General features: G+C 29.1%; 19 protein-coding genes and 1 other annotated feature. Of the genes, 1 reads left to right on the top strand and 18 read right to left on the bottom strand.

The window, feature by feature from the left end; genetic code table 11:
* A partial coding sequence (locus BUA19_RS07300; protein WP_143145394.1) for an AAA family ATPase occupies positions 1-899 on the top strand: 899 nt, incomplete at its 5' end.
* A 17-nt stretch (positions 900-916) separates the two neighbouring features.
* On the opposite strand, the gene BUA19_RS07295 is transcribed toward BUA19_RS07300, so the two are convergent.
* From BUA19_RS07295 to trxA, 18 genes are all read right to left on the bottom strand, one after another.
* Positions 917-2,593 carry a M4 family metallopeptidase gene (locus BUA19_RS07295; protein ID WP_072725178.1) on the bottom strand — a complete coding sequence of 559 codons (1,677 nt, stop codon included), beginning with the start codon at positions 2,591-2,593 and terminating at the stop codon, positions 917-919.
* A 257-nt stretch (positions 2,594-2,850) separates the two neighbouring features.
* Positions 2,851-3,603: a LytR/AlgR family response regulator transcription factor gene (locus BUA19_RS07290; protein ID WP_072725177.1), complete on the bottom strand. Its 753-nt coding sequence runs from the start codon at positions 3,601-3,603 to the stop codon at positions 2,851-2,853.
* Between the two features lie 244 nt (positions 3,604-3,847).
* Positions 3,848-5,767 (bottom strand): threonine--tRNA ligase, encoded by a 1,920-nt coding sequence (thrS, locus tag BUA19_RS07285; protein WP_072725176.1) that lies wholly within the window; start codon positions 5,765-5,767, stop codon positions 3,848-3,850.
* 44 nt (positions 5,768-5,811) lie between these two features.
* Positions 5,812-6,026: a binding site (T-box leader), on the bottom strand.
* A 59-nt stretch (positions 6,027-6,085) separates the two neighbouring features.
* Entirely contained in the window at positions 6,086-6,682 is a 597-nt protein-coding gene (locus BUA19_RS07280) for a DUF445 domain-containing protein (protein WP_072725175.1), read from the bottom strand.
* Positions 6,683-6,693: 11 nt separating this feature from the next.
* Positions 6,694-7,878 carry a SpoIIE family protein phosphatase gene (locus BUA19_RS07275; RefSeq protein ID WP_072725174.1) on the bottom strand — a complete coding sequence of 395 codons (1,185 nt, stop codon included), beginning with the start codon at positions 7,876-7,878 and terminating at the stop codon, positions 6,694-6,696.
* A complete protein-coding gene (locus BUA19_RS07270) occupies positions 7,865-9,577 on the bottom strand; it encodes a [Fe-Fe] hydrogenase large subunit C-terminal domain-containing protein (protein WP_072725173.1) in 1,713 nt (570 codons plus the stop codon). Before BUA19_RS07270 ends, BUA19_RS07275 begins: the two co-directional genes overlap by 14 nt.
* 87 nt (positions 9,578-9,664) lie before the next feature.
* Positions 9,665-10,462, bottom strand: a complete 798-nt coding sequence (gene ytxC / locus BUA19_RS07265) for a putative sporulation protein YtxC (protein WP_072725172.1) — start codon at positions 10,460-10,462, stop codon at positions 9,665-9,667.
* Between the two features lie 5 nt (positions 10,463-10,467).
* Positions 10,468-11,226: a DUF6873 family GME fold protein gene (locus BUA19_RS07260; RefSeq protein ID WP_072725171.1), complete on the bottom strand. Its 759-nt coding sequence runs from the start codon at positions 11,224-11,226 to the stop codon at positions 10,468-10,470.
* A gap of 604 nt (positions 11,227-11,830) precedes the next feature.
* Positions 11,831-12,772 carry an ABC transporter permease gene (locus BUA19_RS07250; RefSeq protein ID WP_072725168.1) on the bottom strand — a complete coding sequence of 314 codons (942 nt, stop codon included), beginning with the start codon at positions 12,770-12,772 and terminating at the stop codon, positions 11,831-11,833.
* On the bottom strand, positions 12,765-13,829 hold the full coding sequence (locus BUA19_RS07245) for an ABC transporter permease (protein WP_072725166.1): 1,065 nt from the start codon (positions 13,827-13,829) through the stop codon (positions 12,765-12,767). The genes BUA19_RS07250 and BUA19_RS07245 overlap by 8 nt, the downstream gene beginning before the upstream one ends.
* On the bottom strand, positions 13,819-15,321 hold the full coding sequence (locus tag BUA19_RS07240; protein ID WP_072725187.1) for an ABC transporter ATP-binding protein: 1,503 nt from the start codon (positions 15,319-15,321) through the stop codon (positions 13,819-13,821). The genes BUA19_RS07245 and BUA19_RS07240 overlap by 11 nt, the downstream gene beginning before the upstream one ends.
* Positions 15,322-15,517: 196 nt before the next feature.
* Positions 15,518-16,561 carry a BMP family lipoprotein gene (locus BUA19_RS07235; protein WP_330389035.1) on the bottom strand — a complete coding sequence of 348 codons (1,044 nt, stop codon included), beginning with the start codon at positions 16,559-16,561 and terminating at the stop codon, positions 15,518-15,520.
* Positions 16,562-16,766: 205 nt separating this feature from the next.
* Positions 16,767-17,930 carry a glycine/sarcosine/betaine reductase complex component C subunit alpha gene (gene grdD / locus BUA19_RS07230; protein ID WP_334292379.1) on the bottom strand — a complete coding sequence of 388 codons (1,164 nt, stop codon included), beginning with the start codon at positions 17,928-17,930 and terminating at the stop codon, positions 16,767-16,769.
* A gap of 8 nt (positions 17,931-17,938) precedes the next feature.
* The gene (gene grdC / locus BUA19_RS07225; protein WP_072725163.1) at positions 17,939-19,477 is read right to left on the bottom strand and encodes a glycine/sarcosine/betaine reductase complex component C subunit beta; all 1,539 of its coding nucleotides are present in this window, start codon (positions 19,475-19,477) and stop codon (positions 17,939-17,941) included.
* Between the two features lie 60 nt (positions 19,478-19,537).
* Complete coding sequence (gene grdB, locus BUA19_RS07215; protein WP_084601986.1) at positions 19,538-20,848, bottom strand: glycine reductase complex selenoprotein B; 1,311 nt, start codon at positions 20,846-20,848, stop codon at positions 19,538-19,540.
* Between the two features lie 26 nt (positions 20,849-20,874).
* Positions 20,875-21,351, bottom strand: a complete 477-nt coding sequence (gene grdA, locus BUA19_RS07210; RefSeq protein ID WP_084601985.1) for a glycine/sarcosine/betaine reductase complex selenoprotein A — start codon at positions 21,349-21,351, stop codon at positions 20,875-20,877.
* A 24-nt stretch (positions 21,352-21,375) separates the two neighbouring features.
* Positions 21,376-22,662, bottom strand: a complete 1,287-nt coding sequence (locus BUA19_RS07200) for a glycine/sarcosine/betaine reductase component B subunit (RefSeq protein WP_072725153.1) — start codon at positions 22,660-22,662, stop codon at positions 21,376-21,378.
* A 60-nt stretch (positions 22,663-22,722) separates the two neighbouring features.
* Positions 22,723-23,040, bottom strand: coding sequence for a thioredoxin TrxA (gene trxA, locus BUA19_RS07195; protein ID WP_072725151.1), 318 nt, complete (start codon positions 23,038-23,040; stop codon positions 22,723-22,725).
* Positions 23,041-23,050 lie beyond the last annotated feature (10 nt).

Raw genomic sequence — 23,050 nt, 5'->3', positions numbered from 1 at the left:
TTTTAGTAGAAATGGACGGATTCAATAAAGATACAAATGTGATAATCATAGGTGCTACAAATAGGTTAGATCTTTTAGATGAAGCACTTTTAAGATTTGATAGACACATATACATCGGAAATCCCAACTGTTATACTAGACATGAAATATTAAAAGTTCACACTAAAGACAAACCTTTAGATGATTCAGTAGATTTAGAAGAACTAGCTAAAAAAACACACGGACTCAGCGGAGCACACCTTTCTAATATAGCAAATGAAGCTGCAATAATAGCTGTAAGAGAAAATAAAAATGTAATTAATCAAAACCATTTTAATCAAGCAATAGAGAGAATTTTAGCAGGTCTTGAAAGCAAAAATAGTAAATTAATAGAGAAAGAAAAGAAAATCGTATCTTATCACGAAGCCGGTCATGCACTTCTCAGCAATATATTAGGAATAAACCCTATACAAAAAATATCCATAGTTCCTAGAGGTCAAGCTTTAGGATATGTACTTCAATTGCCGGACGAAGATAGATTTATTCACACTAAAGATGAACTGCTCTCTAAAATAAAGATACTGCTTGCAGGAAAAGCAGCAGAAGAAATTATATTCGACCATATTTCAACAGGAGCAAAAGATGATTTAAAAAAAGTTACAGAAATCACTAATCAAATGATATGCGAATACGGAATGAGTAGTCTTGGAAGCATGACTATAGAAGGAAATTACAAAACATTTTTAATCGATAAAATCCATGCTGAATCAAATTCAATTATAAAAAACTGCTACAACGAAACTATAAATTTATTAAAAGAACATATTGAAGAACTTCACTTAATATCCAATCATCTTTATGAAAAAGAAACTTTAACTCACGATGAGTTAAAAGAAATAGTAAAAAGGGTCTATACTTAAAGTACAGACCCTTTTTACTATTTTATTCCTACACTATCAAATGCATTCTCTACTGCTCTATATTCTTTACTATCCTTTCCATAAATATCCTCAGCTGATTGAAGTAATGCAAGTCTTGCATCATAAAAATTCGATTTATTTGTTAAATAAGTTGTCAAAGCTCTATAATATATCTGACCTGTTTTTTTAGGTCCAATACTATTAATCACAAGATATGCAGCTTTATTTGGTATTCCAGAATTAATATGAACTCCGCCATGGTCATCTGTTGTATTTACATAATCCTTCATATAAGAAGGTTGTTTACTATAAGCTTTATCACTTCCTGGATCTTGTAAATCCCTTAAAGCATCTCCTTTGATATTTGGTGTCCATACATCTTCTCCACATAAATAATCGGCTTTTTCTGGTTGATATTCAAATTCTATTAATGTTCCAAATACATCTGAAAAAGATTCATTTAAAGCTCCTGATTGCCCTTGATATTCAAGACCAGCTTCATATGCTGTAACCCCATGAGTCATTTCATGACCAACTATATCTAATGCTCCAGTTAAAGGAGCTGATGTCTTTCCATCTCCATCTCCATATACCATTTGCTCTCCATTCCAAAAAGCATTTGAAAGATTATTACCATAATGCACAGATGAAATAATATCCATTCCTTTATCATCTATACTATTTCTTCCAAAATTATTCTTGTAATAATCATATACATAACCTGCATATTTATGAGCATCAACTGCTGATTTATATATCTCTTCATCTAATACATCGTCTTTATCATACATAATATCTCCTGGCAAGAAATATTTAGATATAAAATCAATTTCAGGAACATCACTAGCATCGTAAGTTTTTATCTTTACTCCATTTCTACTATCATCTATCATGTAATATTTACCATTTCTATAATCAAGATTTATTTCTTTCTCATCTCCTAATACTCCTTTTCCCACTCCTTTTACTAAAACAGTTGCTAATCTATTATTTTTATTTACAACTTCTCCTGTTTTAGCATGAATAAAAATATGCCAATCTGCCATTTCTGGTTCTAAAACACCTAAACTTACTTCATAAACAGGTATATATTCATTATTTAATTCATAAAAACAATATTTTACTTCTGGTTCTCCCATAATTTTTTTAGCTTTAACCTCGTTTTTCGCAATCTCTATAGCCGATTTTCTTCCTATATTTGCAGATCTATCTGCTTTTTTAGGAAACTTTTTATATACTTCATTATCAATTAATCCATTAACAACATATATATTTCCATTATCATCAAAGTGAACTATATACTGTCTTCCATATAAAGGAGTTCCTCTATACATTTGTTGTAACTTAATATGTGTATATCCTAAATTATCAGTTTTTTTACTTATTAATTCAAATTCTTCTTTTGGATTATTTATCTTAAATATATCTTTGTTTTCTTCAAAAAACTTTATTACTCCATCCATATCTTTTTCCAATTTACTAGAAAGTTTTCCTTTTAAAAATCCTAACTCATTCTTTTTGTTAAATTTTATTATATTTTTTTCTAATTTATCCTGATTTTGAGTGTAAATTTGTGCATCTTCCTGTATAGTTATTTTATCAATATTTGTTTGTTCTGCATAAACCATTGGAGACAATAACATTGAACCAGTCATAACTGTTGAAAGAGCTATAGATGCTAATTTTTTTTTCATAAGTATACCCCCCTAATAAAACTAACTAATTACATCAAAACTAAAAAACACAAATAATAAATTACACCCAATACCTCCTTTCACTATTTTTACAATTTTGTCATAAACTATTGAGTAACTACATAATATATTAATATATAAAATTATTCAAACTACAAAAAAAATATATAAATCCTATTTTATGTATTAAAAATTAAATACAATTGTATCAAAATTTACTTTCATGTAATTTTCTAAAATTAATAAATATTTTTATTTTATATTACACAATTATCTTTTTTTACTAAATACAATCTATTTAAAAATTTTATTTCATTTTTCTTGCTTAAAAGTGCTTTTAAATTATTATTTTTAAATTCAATTTTATACGATGTTTTAGTATGGGGAACTATTTTCTTAACTTTATTTATATTTACAATATAAGATTTATGTGTTCTAAAAAAATCTACCGATAACCTTTTCTCTATATCATAAAAAGATTCATAAAATTCCTGTTCCAAATCTTTTGTATATATCTTAGTTGTCCTTCCATTTTTCTCAAACATGATAATATCTTCTAAATTTACAATATATGTTTTTCTAGATTTTCTAAAAATAAATTTTTCTTTATTATTATTTAAAAATCTTTTTACCATTTTTTTTAACTTTATATTTTCTATAACTTTACTTAATGTTTTCAAAAGCCTTTTCTCATTAAAAGGCTTCAATATATAATCAAAAGAATAAATACTAAATGCATCTAATGCATATTCTTTAAAAGCAGTTACAAATATTATATAAATATCTGGATTTATATTAAATATTTCTCTTGCTGCATCAATTCCATTTTTGTAAGGTATATCTACATCTATTATCAATATATCAAAATTTCCTTTTTTTATATTTTGCACAGCTTGTATCCCATTTTCTGTAGTTTTTATAAATTCTATATCCTTCATACTATTAATGCATTTTACTAGATGATTTCTCATTACTTTATCATTATCACATACAAGCACTTTAACTCCCATACCAACATCCCCTTTAATAGTTTTTTAGGAGTTTTAGGCTAATAACTCTATTCTCCCTACACCCTCATATATTCATATATCTTAGAATATCTCTAATGTAAATTAAAAGAATTTTATGTAAATTATACCACACTAAAACTTTTTTTGTATATGTATTAATTGTTTTTATACTTTTATATCTTAAAATTCCATTTTTATATCTTAAAATGCAAAATAGAGTCAACTTTAAAGTTGACTCTATTTTTTATAAACTCATAGTTTTATTTTTTTCTTCTTCTAAAATATTTTCTATAAATTTATTGAGTTCTATTGTTCCTATTTCTCCTTTATCTCTTGAACGAACAGATACTTCATTATTTTCCTGTTCTTTTTCACCTATTATTAACATATAAGGAACTTTTTCAAGTTGTGCTTCTCTTATCTTATATCCTATCTTTTCTGTTCTATCATCAATTTCTACTCTAATTCCTTTTTCAAATAACATATCTTTTACTTTATTTGCATATTCCATATATTTATCTGAAATAGGTAATACCTTAACTTGAACAGGAGCAAGCCATAATGGGAATTTACCTGCAAAATGTTCAATTAAAATTCCTATGAATCTTTCTATACTACCAAATGCAACTCTGTGGATCATAACAGGTCTATGTCTTTCTCCATCTTTACCTATATAAGTTAAATCAAATCTTTGTGGAAGTTGCATATCTAATTGTATAGTACCACATTGCCATGTTCTTCCAATGCAATCTTGAAGATGAAAATCTATTTTTGGTCCATAAAACGCTCCATCTCCCTCATTTAATTTATATTCAAGTCCTAACTCTTCTAAAGCTTCTCTTAATCCATTTTCAGCTACTTCCCATTCTTCGTCAGTTCCTATAGAACTTTCCGGTCTTGTTGATAATTCTACGTGATACTTAAATCCAAATGTATTATAAATTTCATCTATTAATTTAGCAACACCTTTAATTTCATCTTTTATTTGTTCAGGAAGCATAAATATATGTGCATCATCTTGAGTAAATGCTCTAACTCTCATAAGTCCATGTAATGCTCCTGAAAGCTCATGTCTGTGAACTCTTCCTAATTCTGCAACACGCATTGGAAAATCTCTATAAGAGTGCATTTGAGTTTTATACGCAATCATACCTCCTGGACAGTTCATAGGTTTTATTGCAAAATCTTGTTCATCAATTGAAACTGTATACATATTCTCTTTATAATGATACCAATGCCCTGAAGTTTCCCATAAAGCTCTATTTAATATAATAGGAGTTTCTATTTCAACATAACCTGCTTTTCTATGAATTTCTCTCCAAAACTCTAATAACTTATTTTTAAGTTCCATTCCTTTAGGTAAAAATAACGGGAATCCAGGTCCTTCTTCTGGTATTACAAATAACCCCAACTCTTTTCCTAACTTTCTATGATCTCTTTTCTTAGCTTCTTCTAACATATTTAAATATGCTTCTAAATCTTTATTTTTTTCAAATGAAGTACCATATATTCTTTGAAGCATTTTATTCTTTTCATCTCCACGCCAATAAGCACCAGCTACATTTAAAAGTTTAATAGCTTTTACTTTTTTAGTCGTAGGTAAATGAGGTCCTCTACAAAGATCTACAAATTCTCCTTGTTTATAAAAAGTTATTATTTCCCCTTCTGAAAGATCTTTAATAAGTTCTACTTTGTAATCTTCATTTTTTTCTTCCATAAGCTTAATAGCTTCTTCTCTAGAAAGTTCAAATCCTTCTATTTTTAAATCTTCTTTTACTATTTTTTTCATTTCAGATTCAATCTTTTCTAAATCCTCTGGAGTTAATCTATGTTCTAAATCTATATCATAGTAAAATCCATTATCTATAGCTGGTCCTATTGCAAGTTTTGCATCTGGATATAATCTTTTTACAGCTTGTGCTAATATATGAGCACTTGTATGCCTAAATACTTCCCTACCTTGTTCGTCTTCAAATTTTAATAAATTAACACTTGCATCTTCTTCTAACCTATAATCAAGCCCAACTACTCTTTCATTTACCTGTCCAGCAACTATATTTCTAGCAAGTCCTTCACTTATAGATCTTGCTATATCAATTATAGAAATACCTTTATCAAATTCTTTTATAGAACCATCTTTTAATGTAACCTTTATTTTCTCCATAATTAATACCTCCTTAATTTATAAATCAAAAAACTCGCCCCAAAATATGGGACGAGTTTATCTCTCGCGGTTCCACCCAAGTTGGCAAAAGCCCTCTTGAAGACTATAAGGTAGTCACCCGAAATTTTTTCACCTACTAGGCTACTAAATCCAGCTCCAAGGTAGTTTTCAGTTATCCATATTTAGAAATGCTCTCAGCCCATGGCATTTCCTCTCTTTAAACTGGGTTTAACTTACTCTTCCTTTTCTTTGCCTTTATCATTTTTTATTTTCTTGTCTTTGAATTATATATTTATTTTAAATATTTGTCAATATAATTTACATATTGATTACAATTATTCCTTGTATTATTCCTATAACGAATCCCAATATAAGTCCTAATATTTCTATATGCTTTAATTCTCTTTTGGCTATATTTATAATTATTTCTTCCAATTTTTCTAAATCAAATTCATTTATCTTATCTTCTACCATTTTTCCTATTTTTATTCTAGATGTTGCTTTATGTATCAAATTTTCACTTAAATTAGTAATTACATTTGCAATTTCCTCTTCTACTACTTTATCTATATAATCTTTTATCATACCCTTAAATGTAGTCGGAATAAAAGGTGGTAGTTTTTCTTCAACTATATTATCTATTCTATCTTTTATAAATCTAATTATATTATCTTTATCTTCTTCTCTTATCATTTTATCAATTATTTCTTCTACTGATATTAACTCCTTTTCTACTACTTCACCGACAGAAAAAGCTATTTCATTTCTTCTTTTGGGTATCAATCCTAATATTTCTACATTTATTATAGGAATTTTCACAGGTTTTATAGGTCTAAATATAAGTTTAATTGCAAGAATATTAGTAATCCACCCTATAATTGCTCCTATAATTCCTAAAAACAATACTTTTCCCATTTGCTGCCTCCTTAATAATATTCAATGTTTACTATTTTTCCTAATTCTTCTAATATTTCTTTTATTTTTTTTACAATTTCTAATTTTGATGATAAATCTTTTGGAAAATCTATATCTTTATGAGCTGGATTTATGCTTCTTCCTACCAAAAAATTAATATGTGTAGATTCATCTAATAATATTTTTAAAATCATATAAACTCCATTTTTATATTGATTGCTTTTAAATATATCATCAATATGATATCTACTATTTTTATAACCATCCAAAACTTCTAATACCTTTTTTAAGGTTAACACACCTTCTGTAACTAAATCAATATTTTTTATGTAACCAATTGGAGGTATATCTTCATTTATATTTTCCATATCTATTTTTACATCTTGCCCCAATTCCCTTGCTACTATTTTCGCAGCAGTACCACCACATACTATTTTTTTTCCTTTGCTCCTTATCAGTTTTCCTACAACTACTGTATCATCATCCTCATTTAAAGGTGGACCTGTAAACAAAGTTACATGCTTAGCATTAGTGAGTTTCAAAACTACTACAGTAGTATCATCTCCTGGTGTTTCTTGGTATAAATAATTACATGTTAAAATAATTTTTTTAGCTATACTTAATGAGGATAAATTCGCAGGAAGCTTCTTTATGTATTTTCCTATATTATCTATATCCCATCCTAAATTTAAAATCACACCAATCCCAGCATTTAAAACTCCATCACTCATGGATATAACTATATCTTCTTTTTGTAAATTAATTTTAATTTCCTTAACTTTTCTATCTGATATTATTACCTCTTCTTCCTGTATAGGAATAACATTTCCTTCTCTCTTAAGCAATACAGGAGGATTATCAAATCTAGCTATATAACATTCGCCATTATGTAAAATATATATAATTGTAAAAGTAGAATAAGCAAGATTTCTCACTTTACATGTAGGGAGTGTATTAATTATTGTATCGACAACATCTTCTATACTTAATCCATTTTTTATCATAGTTATAGCTATTTTTGAAGTCAAAGTAGCTAATATGTTTGCTTTTACTCCAGAACCTAATCCATCTGATAATACAGCTATAATTCCTTCATCAAATCTTTCAATTTCAACATTATCTCCACAAAGTTCTTCAGAATACTTATTTAAACTCAAATATCCTATATCTACAAAATATTTTTTAATCTTCTTCATCTCCCTTCATAACGAGTTCTTTTAATCTAGTTAATATAACTTTAGTTTCTGCAGTTGTTTCCCCGAGGAGTGATGCAATTTCTTGAGCAACTCTCATCTGTTTTTCAATAACATCTTGAGCCGTATTTATTGTATTTATTCTAACTTCTCTAAATTTTCTCTTTTGATTTTCCTCCTTAGTAATATCACTGTATATACCGATTATAGCTCTATGTTCTTTTAAATAAATCATATTTTCTATAATATCCTTATTATATTCTTTCCATTTAATTTTTTTAGATAAAATACTATTTTTATTGCACAAAACATCTATAAAATCATTTATATCAATATAATCTCCTATATACTCTCCTATCAATTCTTTTCTTTCTTTATTTATAACACTTGCCATTGAATTATTTATATCTATTATTTTAAAATCTTCTCCTATTATAACTATATAATTAGGTGTAACTTCAAATATAACATTACTTAATGCCTCTACTCTGTCCTTCATATAAGGCATACACATATGAAGTTCAGCAAGACCTCTATATACAGCTATCGCTTTTTCTCTACAAGTATTATACCCACATGCTCCACAATTAAGCTCATCTTTAATTGTCTTTTTACCCATAGATATTAATATATCTCTTATTTCATATTCTTCAGGATATTTAAATTTTAATTTTTCTTCTTTAAATTCTTTATATAAATCTATATCTTTAAATACACTTTTTACTTCATTTAAAAACGTTTCATGTAAAACTCTTTTTTTAGTGTATTCTTTCACTTTAGCTTTTCTATAAAATATCCCTTTCTTGTTTTTGAATCCTATACCCCCTACACACGACCCACTACAAGAATTCAATTCTATAAAAACATTTTCTAATTCACCATTTTTTATACTTTCAATAAGCTCCTTCACATTATCCATGCCAGAAACATTTATTTTTTCCATATCATTTAATCCTACATTTATTCCTTCCTCAACAGGAAATAAACATATATCACCTAAAGGCTCATTGTCAAAATCACTTTCATTTAAACTATTTATATTTATTTTAAAATCTTTTATTAAATTAAAACATTCTTCAAAAGTAAGTATTCTATCTATTACTCCTCTATTTTCAAAATCCAACGCCTCGTATTTTTTAGATATACAAGGCCCAATAAACACAACTTTTATATCTTCACCGTATTTCTTCTTTAAATATTTTCCATGAGCTATCATAGGGGATTGAACAGGAATTAAATATTTACTTATTTCTCCATGATATTTAGTTATAAAATAATTAACCGTAGGACAACACGAAGATATATATATTTTTTGATTATTATTATTTATATATTTTTTATACATATCTATAACAATTTTAGCTCCAACTATAGTTTCTTCCACTTTATAAAAACCAACTTTTCTAAGAGCCATTACAAACTTTTTATAATCTATACCCTCTAAATCCGCTATAAATGACGGTGCTATACTCGCTACAACTTTATAACCTAACTTTATATATTCCTTAACTTGTCCTAAATCCAATTTTATCTTTTTTGAATCTTGAGGACATACTTTAAAACATATTCCACACCCTATACATAAATCTTCAACTATATAAGCTTTATCATTCTCCATTTTTATCGCTTTAACCGGACAGTTTCTAATACATTTGTAACAATGTTTACAATTTACATTTGAAAAATTTAAAATATTTTTCATAAAATCATCTCCATAATTAATTTCTATCTATCCAATAGTTTATATTCATAATATTTCCATGTCAATTTATACAAAAAAAATAGAGTATCAAACTCTATAATTGACTTTTACTCTTCCTTCAAAAATAGATTCTATTGTTTGTATAATTTCTTTTGAAACATTATTTTCCAATCGATCATATATCAATATTTCTCTAGGAGATAAAGTAATCAATACACTTATCAAAAAATCCTCATAATTCATATTTTCTTTTAAAGCTAAATTAAATATATCTTTAGTATAACTACTTTCTAAATCCCGATCGTATTTATCACAAATTTTAAATGTCCCATTTTTTTCTATATACAATTTTAAAATATCTATTTTTTCTTCCTGTAAATCCACAAAGTATTTAAGAAGTTGTATAAATTCACTGTAATCTTTTTGAAGCAAATACTCTTCGAGTCCTCTATCCTTTATCTGTATTATATAATCCATAAAATCTCTTAATCTAAATTTTACAAATCCATTTACATTTATATAATCATTACTTGACAAGTACTCATATATCCTTTTAAAAAGTATATCTCTTATAGAAACTTCTCTTTCTTTAAACAAATTTAAAGAGTATTCATATATATCATCAATTTCCGTTATATACATATCCTTATAACTTCTATTTATCATTTCTTTTAAAACTTTATTTTTAACCGTATTTATAATAATATTTGTAAGTTCCCAACAAATAAATATTTTAGTTTCTTCTTTTTTATTATCATCCATAAATATATCAATTTCTAAAGTATCGTGCATATTTTTCACTTTTTTCGATGCTTTAATAGAATTTACTAATTTAATTGCTAAATCCTTATACTCACCAGTTACACCTAAAGATATATGATCCAATTACGTCACTCCTTTCTAGTCATAATGGGGATTATAGAACCCAAATCTATTAATTTATTTTTACTTAAAATTACTATTTTTTTACCTTTTTTATCTAAAAATTTTTTTATTTTTATATAGTCCACATGCTTTGTTATATCTCCTAAAAAAGCTAGTTCATTTTCTGATATAAAACCTGTAGAACCTCCAATAAAACCGTAATTCATTTCAAATAAATCTATATGTCCTTTTTCTATTAATAAAGAATCTATATTGTGTTTTACAACTTCTTGATGTATTCCATAATCAGATGTTATTATTGAATTTTCATCAACTATACATATAGAACATTTTGAATATCCTTGTTTTACATTTATTTTTATAATATTTTTTTTATTTATGTAATCTAATATGTTTTTTTCTGTATATTTAAAATTATGAACTGCGTATTTTCCAAAAATAGCTACATTATAAGCTATATTTTGCGGATACTTATTTTCTAAAAAACTATTTCCCTTTATAACATTAAGCCCATAATATTTTAAAATGCATTTGTAATATTCATATACATTTGGAGCTACAACTACATTATTTTCTCCAAGATAACAAATCTGTATGTCTGGATGATATTTTATCGCATTATATAAATTAGTACATTCACATGTCTTTATTATTTGTATTTTTTTATTTTTTAATTCATTTTCTATATCTTCAGGTATTCTCTTATCTACTAATACTAATTTAACTTTTTTATTTGGTATAAATGGTTTATCTAAAAATTTCATTTATAGTCACCTCTATAAAATAATCTATTTGAAAAGAAATGTTGAAATATAAGTTCATAATGTGTTAATAAGTGGAAATAAACGTGCTATAATGAAAATAAATAATGAATGCATATTATGAATGATATAATTATAATTTATATTTTAATTTGAAATTTTAAATGCTTGGTTTTAAAAATATTTTATTTTTAAGAAAGGAGAAAAAATGAAAGTCAAAAATATACTTATAGTTTTTTTATTTTTTATTATTTTAAGTATGCAATTTGGGCTTGAAATAATAATTACAAGTGATATTCCAATAAAAGTTTCGAATTCAGACATTTTTGTTTTATCGTTGTTATCATTATTTCAATTTTTATTTGTAATAAAATTTGTAAAAGATAAACATGTTTTAAATAAAATTTTATTAGTTTTGGGAGTATTTTTCATCTTAGATTTTATCAAAATATATAACATTTTTAATCTTGAAATTAAAAAAACTTATATACCTATAGCTATTGAGATTATATCAATATTTTCTTCAATATTATTATGTATATTTCGAAAAAAATAAAACAAAGGGCTTTTTACGCAAGCCCTTTGTTTTATTCAATAAATTCTTTTTTTATCTCTGTCCTTTTTCATAAGGTTGTCCATTTGCAGCTGGTCCATTTGCTTTTCCAACAAATAAAATTAATACTACTAATGTTATTATATAAGGAACCATAGACAGTAAATTTTCAGATACATTTAATCCTATCTCCGGGTTTCCTAAAAATATTGCAAGACCTGTTGATGCTCCAAATAACAATGAAGCAAGCATTGCACCCTGAGGTTTCCATTTACCAAATATTAGTGCAGCAAGTGCAATATATCCTTGTCCTGAAATTAAAGTAGGTCTAAAAGAAGAAACTATAGCTAAACTCATTGAAGCTCCCCCAAAACCTGCTAATATTCCAGATAATATTACACATAGATATTTTATGTTATATACATTAATACCTAATGTATCAGCAGCTTTAGGATGTTCTCCAACAGCTCTTATTCTAAGTCCAAGTCTTGTTTTATATAATATATACCAAGTAACTGCAACTAATATAAATGCTAAATATACAGTTGCATAAGTATTAAATACTATATCCATGAAACTCCCTTTTGCAAATATTCCATTAAATGGTCTAGGTATTTTTTGTCCTAAATCTATCGAAGGAGTCATAGTCGATCCATCAAATAATCTTCTACATAAAAATAACGCTACTCCAGGTGCTAAAAAGTTAATCGCTATTCCTGATACTACGTGATCTGCATTAAATTTAACTGTAGCTATCGCATGAAGAAGTGCAAATATCCCTCCAGCTATTCCAGCAACTAAAAAAGCAAGCCATGGATTTCCAGTAAATACTGCCGTTGCAGCTCCTGCAAAAGCTCCTATTGTCATCATACCTTCAAGACCTATATTTACAACTCCTGCATTTTCTGAAAAAACACCTCCTAAAGATGTAAATATAAGGGGTGTCGAATACATTAAAGTTGTACTGAGTATCATCGCTAAATTCTTACTAAGCATCAGCTTTTCCTCCCCTCGCTTTTTCTATTATTATCTTAATCAATCTACTTGCTGCTATTAAATAAATTATAGAACCTATAACTATATTAATCACTTCAGTTGGAGCTCCAATAATTTGCATTTTACCGCCACCGTATTTAAGAGCACCAAATAAAAATCCTGCAAGAACAACTCCAATTGGTGTATTATTCCCTATCAATGATACAGCTATTCCATCAAATCCATATCCTTCTTGAGCAGCAAGAATTGTTATTTTATGAGATACTCCCATTACATGCATTGCTCCTGCTGCTCCTGCTAAAAGCCCTGCAATAGCCATTGATATTAACATAGATTTATTTACATTTATTCCCGCATATTCAGCAGCATATTTGTTAAATCCAACCGCTCTAAGTTCAAATCCTAAAACAGTTTTATAAAGTACATAAGCTATTATAGCTGTTAAAATTAAAGCTATTACAATTCCCCAATTCACTTTAGTAGCAGGTCCAACTAAAGATTTAAGCCACGTTATATCTATTTTTGCAGTTTGTTGTATAGTACGTGAAGCCTCACTATTAGGTTCTCTAAAAGCTTCAATCATAATAAAATAATTAGATAAATAAAAAGCTATCCAGTTGAGCATTATAGTTGAAATAACCTCATTAACTCCAAATTTAGATTTTAAAAATCCCGCAATAGAACCCCATAAAGCTCCAGCCAAACATCCACTAATAAGAGTTAGAGGAACATGTATTATTGCTGGAAGATGTACAAAATATCCTACAAGTGTTGCAGCTAAAGCACCCATTATAAATTGCCCTTCTGCTCCTATATTAAAAAGTCCAGTTCTAAAAGCAAATGCCACAGATAATCCTGTAAGAATAAGTGGAGTTGACATAATTATAGTCCAAGCTATATATTTTGGTTTACCAAATATACCATTGAGCATTGTACTATATCCTTCTATCGGACTATATCCTGCTAATTTAAGAAATAAAGCTCCAACTATAAGTCCTACAAATATAGAAATCAAAGTATATAATAAAGTATTATTAAATATTTTTTTATTCCTCACCTTCAGCACCTCCTGCCATCATTAGTCCTAGCGTATTTTCATCAGCATCTTTCGAATCAATAATTCCAACTATTTTACCTTCATATATAACAGCAATTCTATCAGAAACACTCATTATCTCATCTAGTTCTAACGATACTAAAAGCACTCCTTTTCCCTTATCTCTTTGCTCTACCAATGCTTTATGAACAAATTCTATAGCCCCAACATCAAGTCCTCTTGTAGGCTGAGTAGCTATAAGTAAATCTGGATTATTAGTAACCTCTCTAGCTATAATTATTTTTTGCTGATTACCTCCCGATAATGCTCTAGCTTTTAATGTTTCATCAGCTGGTCTTACATCAAATTTTGATATTAAATCTCTTGCAAAATTTCTTATATTTTCTTCTAAAAGTCTGAATCCTTTAGAAAACTGAGGCTTTGAATAATTTTCAAGTACCATATTCTCTGCTACTGTAAAGTCAAGAACTAATCCCCTTTTTTGTCTGTCTTCTGGTATATTACAAAGTCCTGCTCTAAATATTTCTTTAGGAGTTTTATTAGTTATATCTTTCCCATTTATGAAAACGCTTCCACTTTCAATTTTTCTAAGCCCAGTTAAAACTTCTACAAGTTCTGATTGTCCATTTCCATCTATCCCCGCAATTCCAAGAATTTCTCCTCTTCTCACTTCTAAAGAGAGTTCATTAAGTACATTTAACCCTCTATTATCTTTTGCAACTACATTTTCTACCTTTAAAACTACTTCTCCTAACTTTTGTTCTTTTTTATCTACTTTAAAGTTTACTTCTCTCCCAACCATCATTGCTGCAAGTTCATCTTCAGTAACTTTTTCAACATCTACAGTATCTATATATTTTCCTCTCCTTATTATTGTACAAAAATCAGCTGCTTCTTTTATTTCTTTTAATTTATGAGTTATTATTATTATTGATTTTCCTTGTTCTGTTAAATTCCTTATTATACAAATTAATTCTTTAATTTCTTGAGGTGTTAAAACAGCTGTAGGCTCATCTAGTATAAGAATTTCTGCTCCCCTATATAATGCTTTTAAAATTTCTACTCTCTGTTGCATTCCAACAGTAATGTCTTCTATTTTAGCTGTTGGATCAACATGAAGCCCATATTGTTGCGAAATTTTTTTAACATCTTCTATTGCCTTTTGAATATCAATTTTCCCTAATCCAGAAACAGGTTCCATACCCAGGATAATGTTTTCCGCAACTGTAAACGGTGGAACTAACATAAAGTGCTGATGAACCATTCCTATCCCATTTTCTATTGCTACATTAGGATTATCCATTTCAACCTTATTTCCATTTATATATATTTCTCCAGAAGTTGGTTGATAAAGTCCATATAGTATGTTCATAAGTGTAGATTTTCCTGCTCCATTTTCTCCAAGAAGCGCATGTACTTCCCCTTTATGAACAGTTAAATTTATGTTGTCATTTGCCACAAAGTTGCCAAATTTTTTAGTTATATTCTTCATTTCAACAACTTTTTGACTAAAATCTATATTGCCTTTTATCTCATTCACTTTTATACCTCCTTAAATCGATTTTTTAGCCATGTACTATAATTATACTAAATTTTTTCTGAAAATAACAATAATTTTTGCATTTTTCGAAAATTTTTTAAAAACACTGTAAAAATTAAAACCCAGAAAATTTTCTGGGCTTTAATTTTTATTTCATCATGGCATCGAATTCCTCTTTAGTAGCAGGAACTTTTATATCTCCTTTAATTATTTTTTCTTTATAACTATTAACTAAATCTAATACATCTTTTGGAACATGCTTATCAGTAGTTGGAGCTATATCAACTCCACCTTCTGCTAAACCATAAGTTACAGTTGTACCAGGTTTAAAATTACCTTCTTTAAACTGTTTAGTTATATCATATAAAGCATTATCAACTCTTTTCATAGCTGAAGTAATAACGTTTTCTGGTGCTAAATAATTTTGATCTCTATCAACACCTATAGCGTATTTATTCTCTTCTTTTGCAGCTTCTATTAACCCTCTTCCTGTATCTCCAGCAGCATGGAATATTATATCAACTCCATTTGAATACATTCCTTTTGCAATAGCTTTACCTTTAGCTTGATCAGTGAATGAGTTTGCATATTGAACTGTCACTTGCGCATTTGGATTTGCTTCTTTAACTCCTGCTCTAAATCCATATTCAAAAGATTCTATAATAGGACCTTTCATTCCTCCTATAAATCCTACCTTATTAGTTTTAGTCATTTTTCCTGCAATTAACCCTACTAAATAAGAAGATTCTTCTGCCTTAAATGTTACCCCTAAAACATTTTTTGGTGTTTCTTTTCCATAATCATAATCTATTATTGCAAAATTTTTATCAGGATAAGCCTCCGCTTGAGCTTTTAAATCTTTTGCCATTTTATATCCTATTCCCCATATCAAATCGTTTTCCTCGTCTATTAAACTTTCTATATTTGGCACATAATCAGCATCTTGTTTTGATTCTCTATAAACTGCCTTTATGCCCAAATCCTTTTCTGCTCTTTTAAGTCCTTCCCAAGCAGACTGGTTAAAAGATTGGTCATTAATTCCTCCAACATCTGTAACCATACCTACTTTTATAACTTTTTCTCCTTGTGTGCCACCAGCTCCTTCTTCTGCTGGCTTAGAACACCCAACTAGCATAGTTCCTAACATAGTTGCTGCTAGTGCAAGTGAAATTAATTTTTTCTTCATAGCCATTGTACAAACCTCCTCATTTGATTTTAGACGTAATATTACATATTCTACTTTTTTTCATAAAATCCTTCTTGAAAATTAATTTTTTTCGAAAAATTTTTAAAAAATTTTTCAATACCAATTTTTATGTAGCAATTTCTCAGTCTATACTTAGTATGCCAATTTATATTCTTTTTATGCTAAAAAAAATTGTTAGGAGATATATCTCCTAACAATTCATAGAATCCGTACTTACATATCCTTCTTTAAACAATATCTCAATAGCTTTTTCGATTTTTTCTTCATTAACCATAACTATAGGACCTGTACATCCCATACCACTTTCTGCATATATTCCATTTTTCCATAGAACTTTCACTGCATCTTCAAGGTCTAAAATGTCAATACCAGAAATTGAACCCGTAACTATTTCTTTTTCTGGTATACTAATTTCTTCATCACCTTTCTTCTTTTCCTTTGTCAATGAATTTAATATTTCATCTAATTTTGCATTTTTAGCTGATTTAAATTCATCTTGACAAATTTTATTTATATTACCCCTTGCAACATCAGCTGCATAAGATATAGCATTTGCTACAACAGGAATTCCTGAAGCTCTAGATATAATTAATATTGTTCTACTATATCCATCTCCAACTCCTGGTCCATATCCGTACCCCATAGCTTCATAAGTTCCACCAGTAGTAAAAGAAGAAAAAACCTTCATAAGTAAATTTCCAGTCAAAGTATCAGTAATCATTACATCAGGCGTTCCACTCAACAAATCATTTCCTCTCATTACAGCTCCGCCATCAGCTCTTAAAGACTGAGTAAAATTCACTTTATATCCATTTTCATTTAATTTTCTCAATGCTTTTTCCACTTGTCTAGCTCCATCTACATTTAATATTCCTACTGTTGGATTTTTTATTCCTAAAGACTTAGCAGTTATTATTCCATAAAGCCCATTTTTAACCATGGCCTCTACTCTATGAGTAGAAGAAGTTCCCGTAGTAGTAGCTATAATCATCTCTTTTCCAAAACCAGGAGTTATTACTCTACCAACAGTAGATACTCCTATTGGAAAACTATAATGCATAGTAACAGCACTACTTATTTCTTTACTATCTAAAAGTTCTTCCATTTTTTCATGCTGTTCTTGTTCAGTGTTTGCTTCTATAACTTTAAGATTAGTATCTACTTTAGGACCTATTAACACTACTTCTATGGACTTATCTCTACTTTGAGCAATTTCTGCTCCTTTAACTATATTCTCTACACCATGTTCACTTCCAAGTAAGGTTATCCCTATTTTTATTTTTTCTCCAAATTGCCCACTTTCTATAGCATCTGCAATATCATTAAATACTTTACTTATCATATTTCTCATAATTATCACCTCTACTTTGCAGACAAATGTGATGCAAATTCTCTCATAGCTTCAGCTATCATCATTTTTATACTTTCTTCTGAAATAGAATTATCGTCTTCTGCTTTACCACTATTTTTTTCTACAACTATTGATACCCCATCAAATAAATTAGTCATGCGCCCAAGGAATAAACTTCCTTTACCAATTATCATTGCTCTATTTATTTCGTTATTTAACATTGCATCTCTCGCAAATCCAATATAAGGTATTCCTGAAGGTATATGCCCTTGAGTTGGAGCCCATCCTGGCATTCCATGTTTTTTAACAAAATTCATCAATTCTTTTTTCTCAAGTTCTTTTCTTTTTACTCCCAATGCACCTATCATCTTATAATTAGATGTTGGAACATCTCCTGCTCCTGCCGGCTTAGTTATATCCGGATTTTGCATTTCTACTGAATACTTGTCTATATCTGTTATTTTTAAATTACCTTTATCAAGAGGTGTTGTTACCAAAGAAGTAATTACTGCTTGTGGCGAAGAACCTGTTCCGACTGTATGTCTACCAACCAAATCAGTTCTTAAAATAGGATTTATCCCATCATTTTTACTGATTAGTACTGCAAATCCACCCAATACATCTTCAAGTACAGGCATTTCTTTTTTAACATGGTCTTTTCCATTCATTCCGAGTTTTGCTGTTGCTCCACCTGCAACTATAACTACATTCTCATATACTCCAGCTTTAACTAAAGCAGCTGCTTCTATTAAAGAATGTGTTGGAGCTGCACAAAATCCTCTAGTATCCGAACCTGTTGCATTAACACATCCTACAACTTCAGCTATAGATTTTGCAAAATTCCCCCCTCCTCTTTGATTTATATCTCCACACGCTTCTTCTGAACACTCTATAACATAATCTACTTCTTCTGGATTTATACCATTTTTAACTAGCAAATTAAGTAACGCCAGTACTCCTGATGCTTTAACTACTAAATTTTCAAATATTACATGAGAATTTAAATTTGGATCTATATTATGAGCTGCTTTTACACAACCTACTATTTTTCCGTCATTATATAAAGCCTGTGCATTATTTTCATTTATAAATTTTTCTATATTTGTAAGTTCATCTCCTTCTTTAATCTTATCTATTAAATCCTTCTTAATGAGAGGGTGTTTTTGTAATTTTTCTTTCACCAAATTTGCAAACGTTTTTTCTAATACTACTAAGTCAAATACATCTACAATTTGCATAAGCCCTATAAACTCATCTTGAGGCATTATTTCTCCATATTTACCAAACCTACTAGCATTTTCAGCTCTTTTATCATGCCATGGCATATCATATTTTCTTAAATCTTCTGGGGTCATATTACCTATATAGGTTTGATTTGGTAAATAACTTACAACTTCTTCAAAAGTTCTCAAATGATTTGGCAATTTCTTAAGATATTCAGACTCTGGATTTACTATCCTTTCTGTTGTTTGTGTTGAGCCATTGTAAATTACCATATCTGGAGTATGTACAAGAATATACCCAACTCCCTTTATTACAGAATAAGACATTATATAGCCACCTCCAAAATTTTAATATATAATTGGAATAGATGGGCATAGCCCATCTATTTAACCTTCAAATACAGTTTGATCATCCACTTCAGTTGTCAAGGCTTTTAAAGCTTTTTCAACTAATTTTCTTCTTAAGCTTTTTTCTTCGTTTTTGTCTAAAGCTGGATTTCCAAGTGGATGTGGAATAGCTATTGCTGGTACTATTCTATTTGCTCCAACTGTTAATGATATAGGTACTACTGTACAAATATGAACTACAGGAAGTCCTGCTCTTTCTATTTCTTTTACCATTGTTGCTCCGCAACGAGTACAAGTACCTCATGTAGAAGTTAAGATTACCGCATCCACTCCATCAGCCACTAATTCTTTTGCAAATTCAGATGCATATTTCTTAGCATTTGCAACAGAAGTTCCATTACCTACAGTAGAATAATAATATCTATGAAGTTCCCCAATAACTCCTTCTTTTTCTAAATCTCTCAAAACATCTACCGGTAATACTCTATCAGCATCTTCATTTGCATAAACAGGATCATATCCACCATGAGCAGTTTCATGAGTTTCACTAGTTAAATCATCAAAATCAAAAATATCATATTTTCCATATTTAGAAGCAGAAGAAGATTCAATTTTATCCGGGTTTCCTTTTGGAACTATTCCACCAGATGTAACAATTGCAATTTTAGCCTTAGATAAATCCTTTATTGCAGGATTTGGATCTACTCTATCAAAATCAGGCATTGGATATTCTGTTTCAAATTCTTCTCCTCTAAGCTTTTTAATCATCATATCCACTGCTCTTTTAGATCCCTTAACATTAGAAAAATAATTTACCCTAACTCCCCTTTCAATATATCCTTCTTCTTTAGGAGAACCTATACTTTCATTTTTAGCAAGCTTTAATGCGAGTTTTGCTATACTCGGAAGAGCTTTTCTCATTCCAGCTGCTGAATTAGAAGTTTCTACTATATAAATATCTTTTTTAAACATATCAGCACCTGGATTTTCAGGATACATTCCAGTAAGAACAGGTATATTAAGTACATCCTTTACTTCTTTAGTAATAGTTCCAGCTGCAACCCCATATCTTCCCGCATTAAATGCCGGTCCTGCTATAAATAAATCTGGATTAAAACTTTTTACCATATCTAAAACTTCTTTTTTTACAGAATCTAAATTTTCATTAAAATATGAATCCCCACATACTACCGTAGCTACAACCTGTGCTTCTTCACCTAAAAGTTTATCTAAATTTTTACTAATAGGAGGTAACTCCTCCATAACCAAAGGTTTAGTATCAGCTTTTTCTTCTCCCCCAATTCCTGCAAAGAACTGGTTAATATAATGAACTACCTTTATTTTTCCCATAATTGTCCCCCCTCTCAATTTTTTAATTAATCATTAAATTTACAAAACTGCTCTCTCATATTCTTCATTTCTTCAATTATTTCATCTACATCAAGTACCATTTCCATCATTCCTATTTGGTCTTCATATACAGATTCATCTACTTCAGCTTTAAATTCTGGTTCAACTGCATGATAAACTCTAAGCCCGAGTTCTACACCTGCAAGTGGTCCTGCAAATGTTGGATCTCCTGCAGTTACTGTTTCTGCTGCAAGACCTGCAGCTTCAGCTTCAGCGGCACCTAGAACAACTACAATATTTTCTGCTCCATATTTCTCAGCAGCATCTTTAACTCTTTGTTGATTTTCTAGGTCCATAGCGCCTGCAGCAGTTCAGACAAAACACTCTGTTGATGAAAAAATAACTTCAGCTTCTGTTGATTTTAAACATTCTTCTATAGCAGGTCCTGGAATACCATCACGGTCTCCAATTACAATAACTTTTTTGCCATCAAATAATCCCATAATATCATTCCTTCCTATTTATATTTAATATCCTTTAGCACTCAAATATCCAAATCCAGTTTCATTTGTAGCTCCTGTAATAGCTTGAATTTCAACCTCTATACTTCCATCTTTTCTAAGACTTCCATCAAATCCACCAGCTATTTTATCTACAAATTCAACATGCCCTATAACCTTTTCCATAGGAGGTAAAACTATAACTTCATTGGCATTTCCTGCTGTAACAACTGCATCAGCTTTTAAATCTGCATCTGCTAAAGATTGAGATGCGCCATCTCTGCCTGCATATTCATCTGTAACTATAACTGTCTTAACCCCTTCATTTTCTATTTTTTTACAATTCATTATAAGGTCTGTATCTGGATTACCAAATCCTTCTTGAGATATTATTACACCATCTAATCCTAAATATTTACATAATTTTGCTGTCCAATTTGATGATCTCTCCTTATCAGCTAAGTAAACGTTTTCATTTGTTATAATAACTCCCACAAAATTTAATTCCTTACCATGCTTTTCATACAAATCTTCAATTATAGAATTATTCAAATGAACATAAGTAGGATTTTTATCACAAGCAGAAACGCAGTTACCACTAATCACTGCTCCATCCATTATCTCTGTCGGATAAAGTATTGTCGGTACTATTTTCTTTGCATCTACTCCATAAACGTATGTGTCATGCAATAATCCTTGAGTTTGAAGCATATAGACATATCCTACTTTTGGTAAATCAGGATATTTTTTAATTGATTCAAGCAAAGGTTCAGTTTCATAAACCTTAACTTCATCTGGAGTAATATTTCTAGCTACTTCACCTAAATATTTTGCAGCTTTAAGCCCCACCATTCTCACAACTTTTTCATGTTCATGTTGCTTCAAACCATCTACCGGTTCAGCTTTAACAACTATATTTAACAATTTTGAAAATGGAGTGTATTCAGCTCCAGGTCCTGTCATATCAATTATACCTTCTTGAAAACCTACTATTCTTCCTGTTGTAACTACTGCAACCCCTTTAAGAACATGCGTTTTGCCACTTCCCACAGTATCTACTTTTGAAAGTACTCCTGGAAATATACCTCCTGGTCCTTCAACTTTAACTCTTGGTTCTATAACATCTTTTACTGGAGTTATTCTTATACTCTCACCTGGACGAGCAATTTCTATTTCTATTGACTTTATGTGCTCATCCCCACTGATTTCTTTAATCATTTCATCTTTATTTACGTACAAAATTCCACCTTCAACTTTAGTTTCAGATGCAAATTGTACATCTTTAATAAAGATATTTCCAATTTCTAAACGCATAATGTCACCTCCCCTTTTATTTAAAAGCTTAGGATTAATATTAATCCTAAGCTTAAAAAACTAAATATACTTTTTAATCATATTCTCTACATTTGCCTTATTAGCATCATCTTTTGTAACTTCATCTATTTTTTCACCATCTTTATAAATAGCAATAGTAGGAAGACCTAAAACTTTTTGTTTTATAGCAAGTCTTCTCGCCTTTGCAGTATCTAATTTGCAAAATTTAATTTTATCACCATAAACTTTTGACAGTTCTTCAATATCTGGCATTAAAGCTTTACAAGGTTCACATCCTTCACTCCAAAAATCAACTAAAACATATCCTTCTGCTTTTAAAACTTCTTCTTCAAAAATATTCTTATCAAGTGATAACATTTTAATCCTC

The organism is Tepidibacter thalassicus DSM 15285, from assembly GCF_900129915.1.
GTDB classification, from domain to species: Bacteria; Bacillota; Clostridia; order Peptostreptococcales; family Peptostreptococcaceae; genus Tepidibacter; species Tepidibacter thalassicus.
This window is presented reverse-complemented; position numbering and strand designations above follow the sequence as displayed.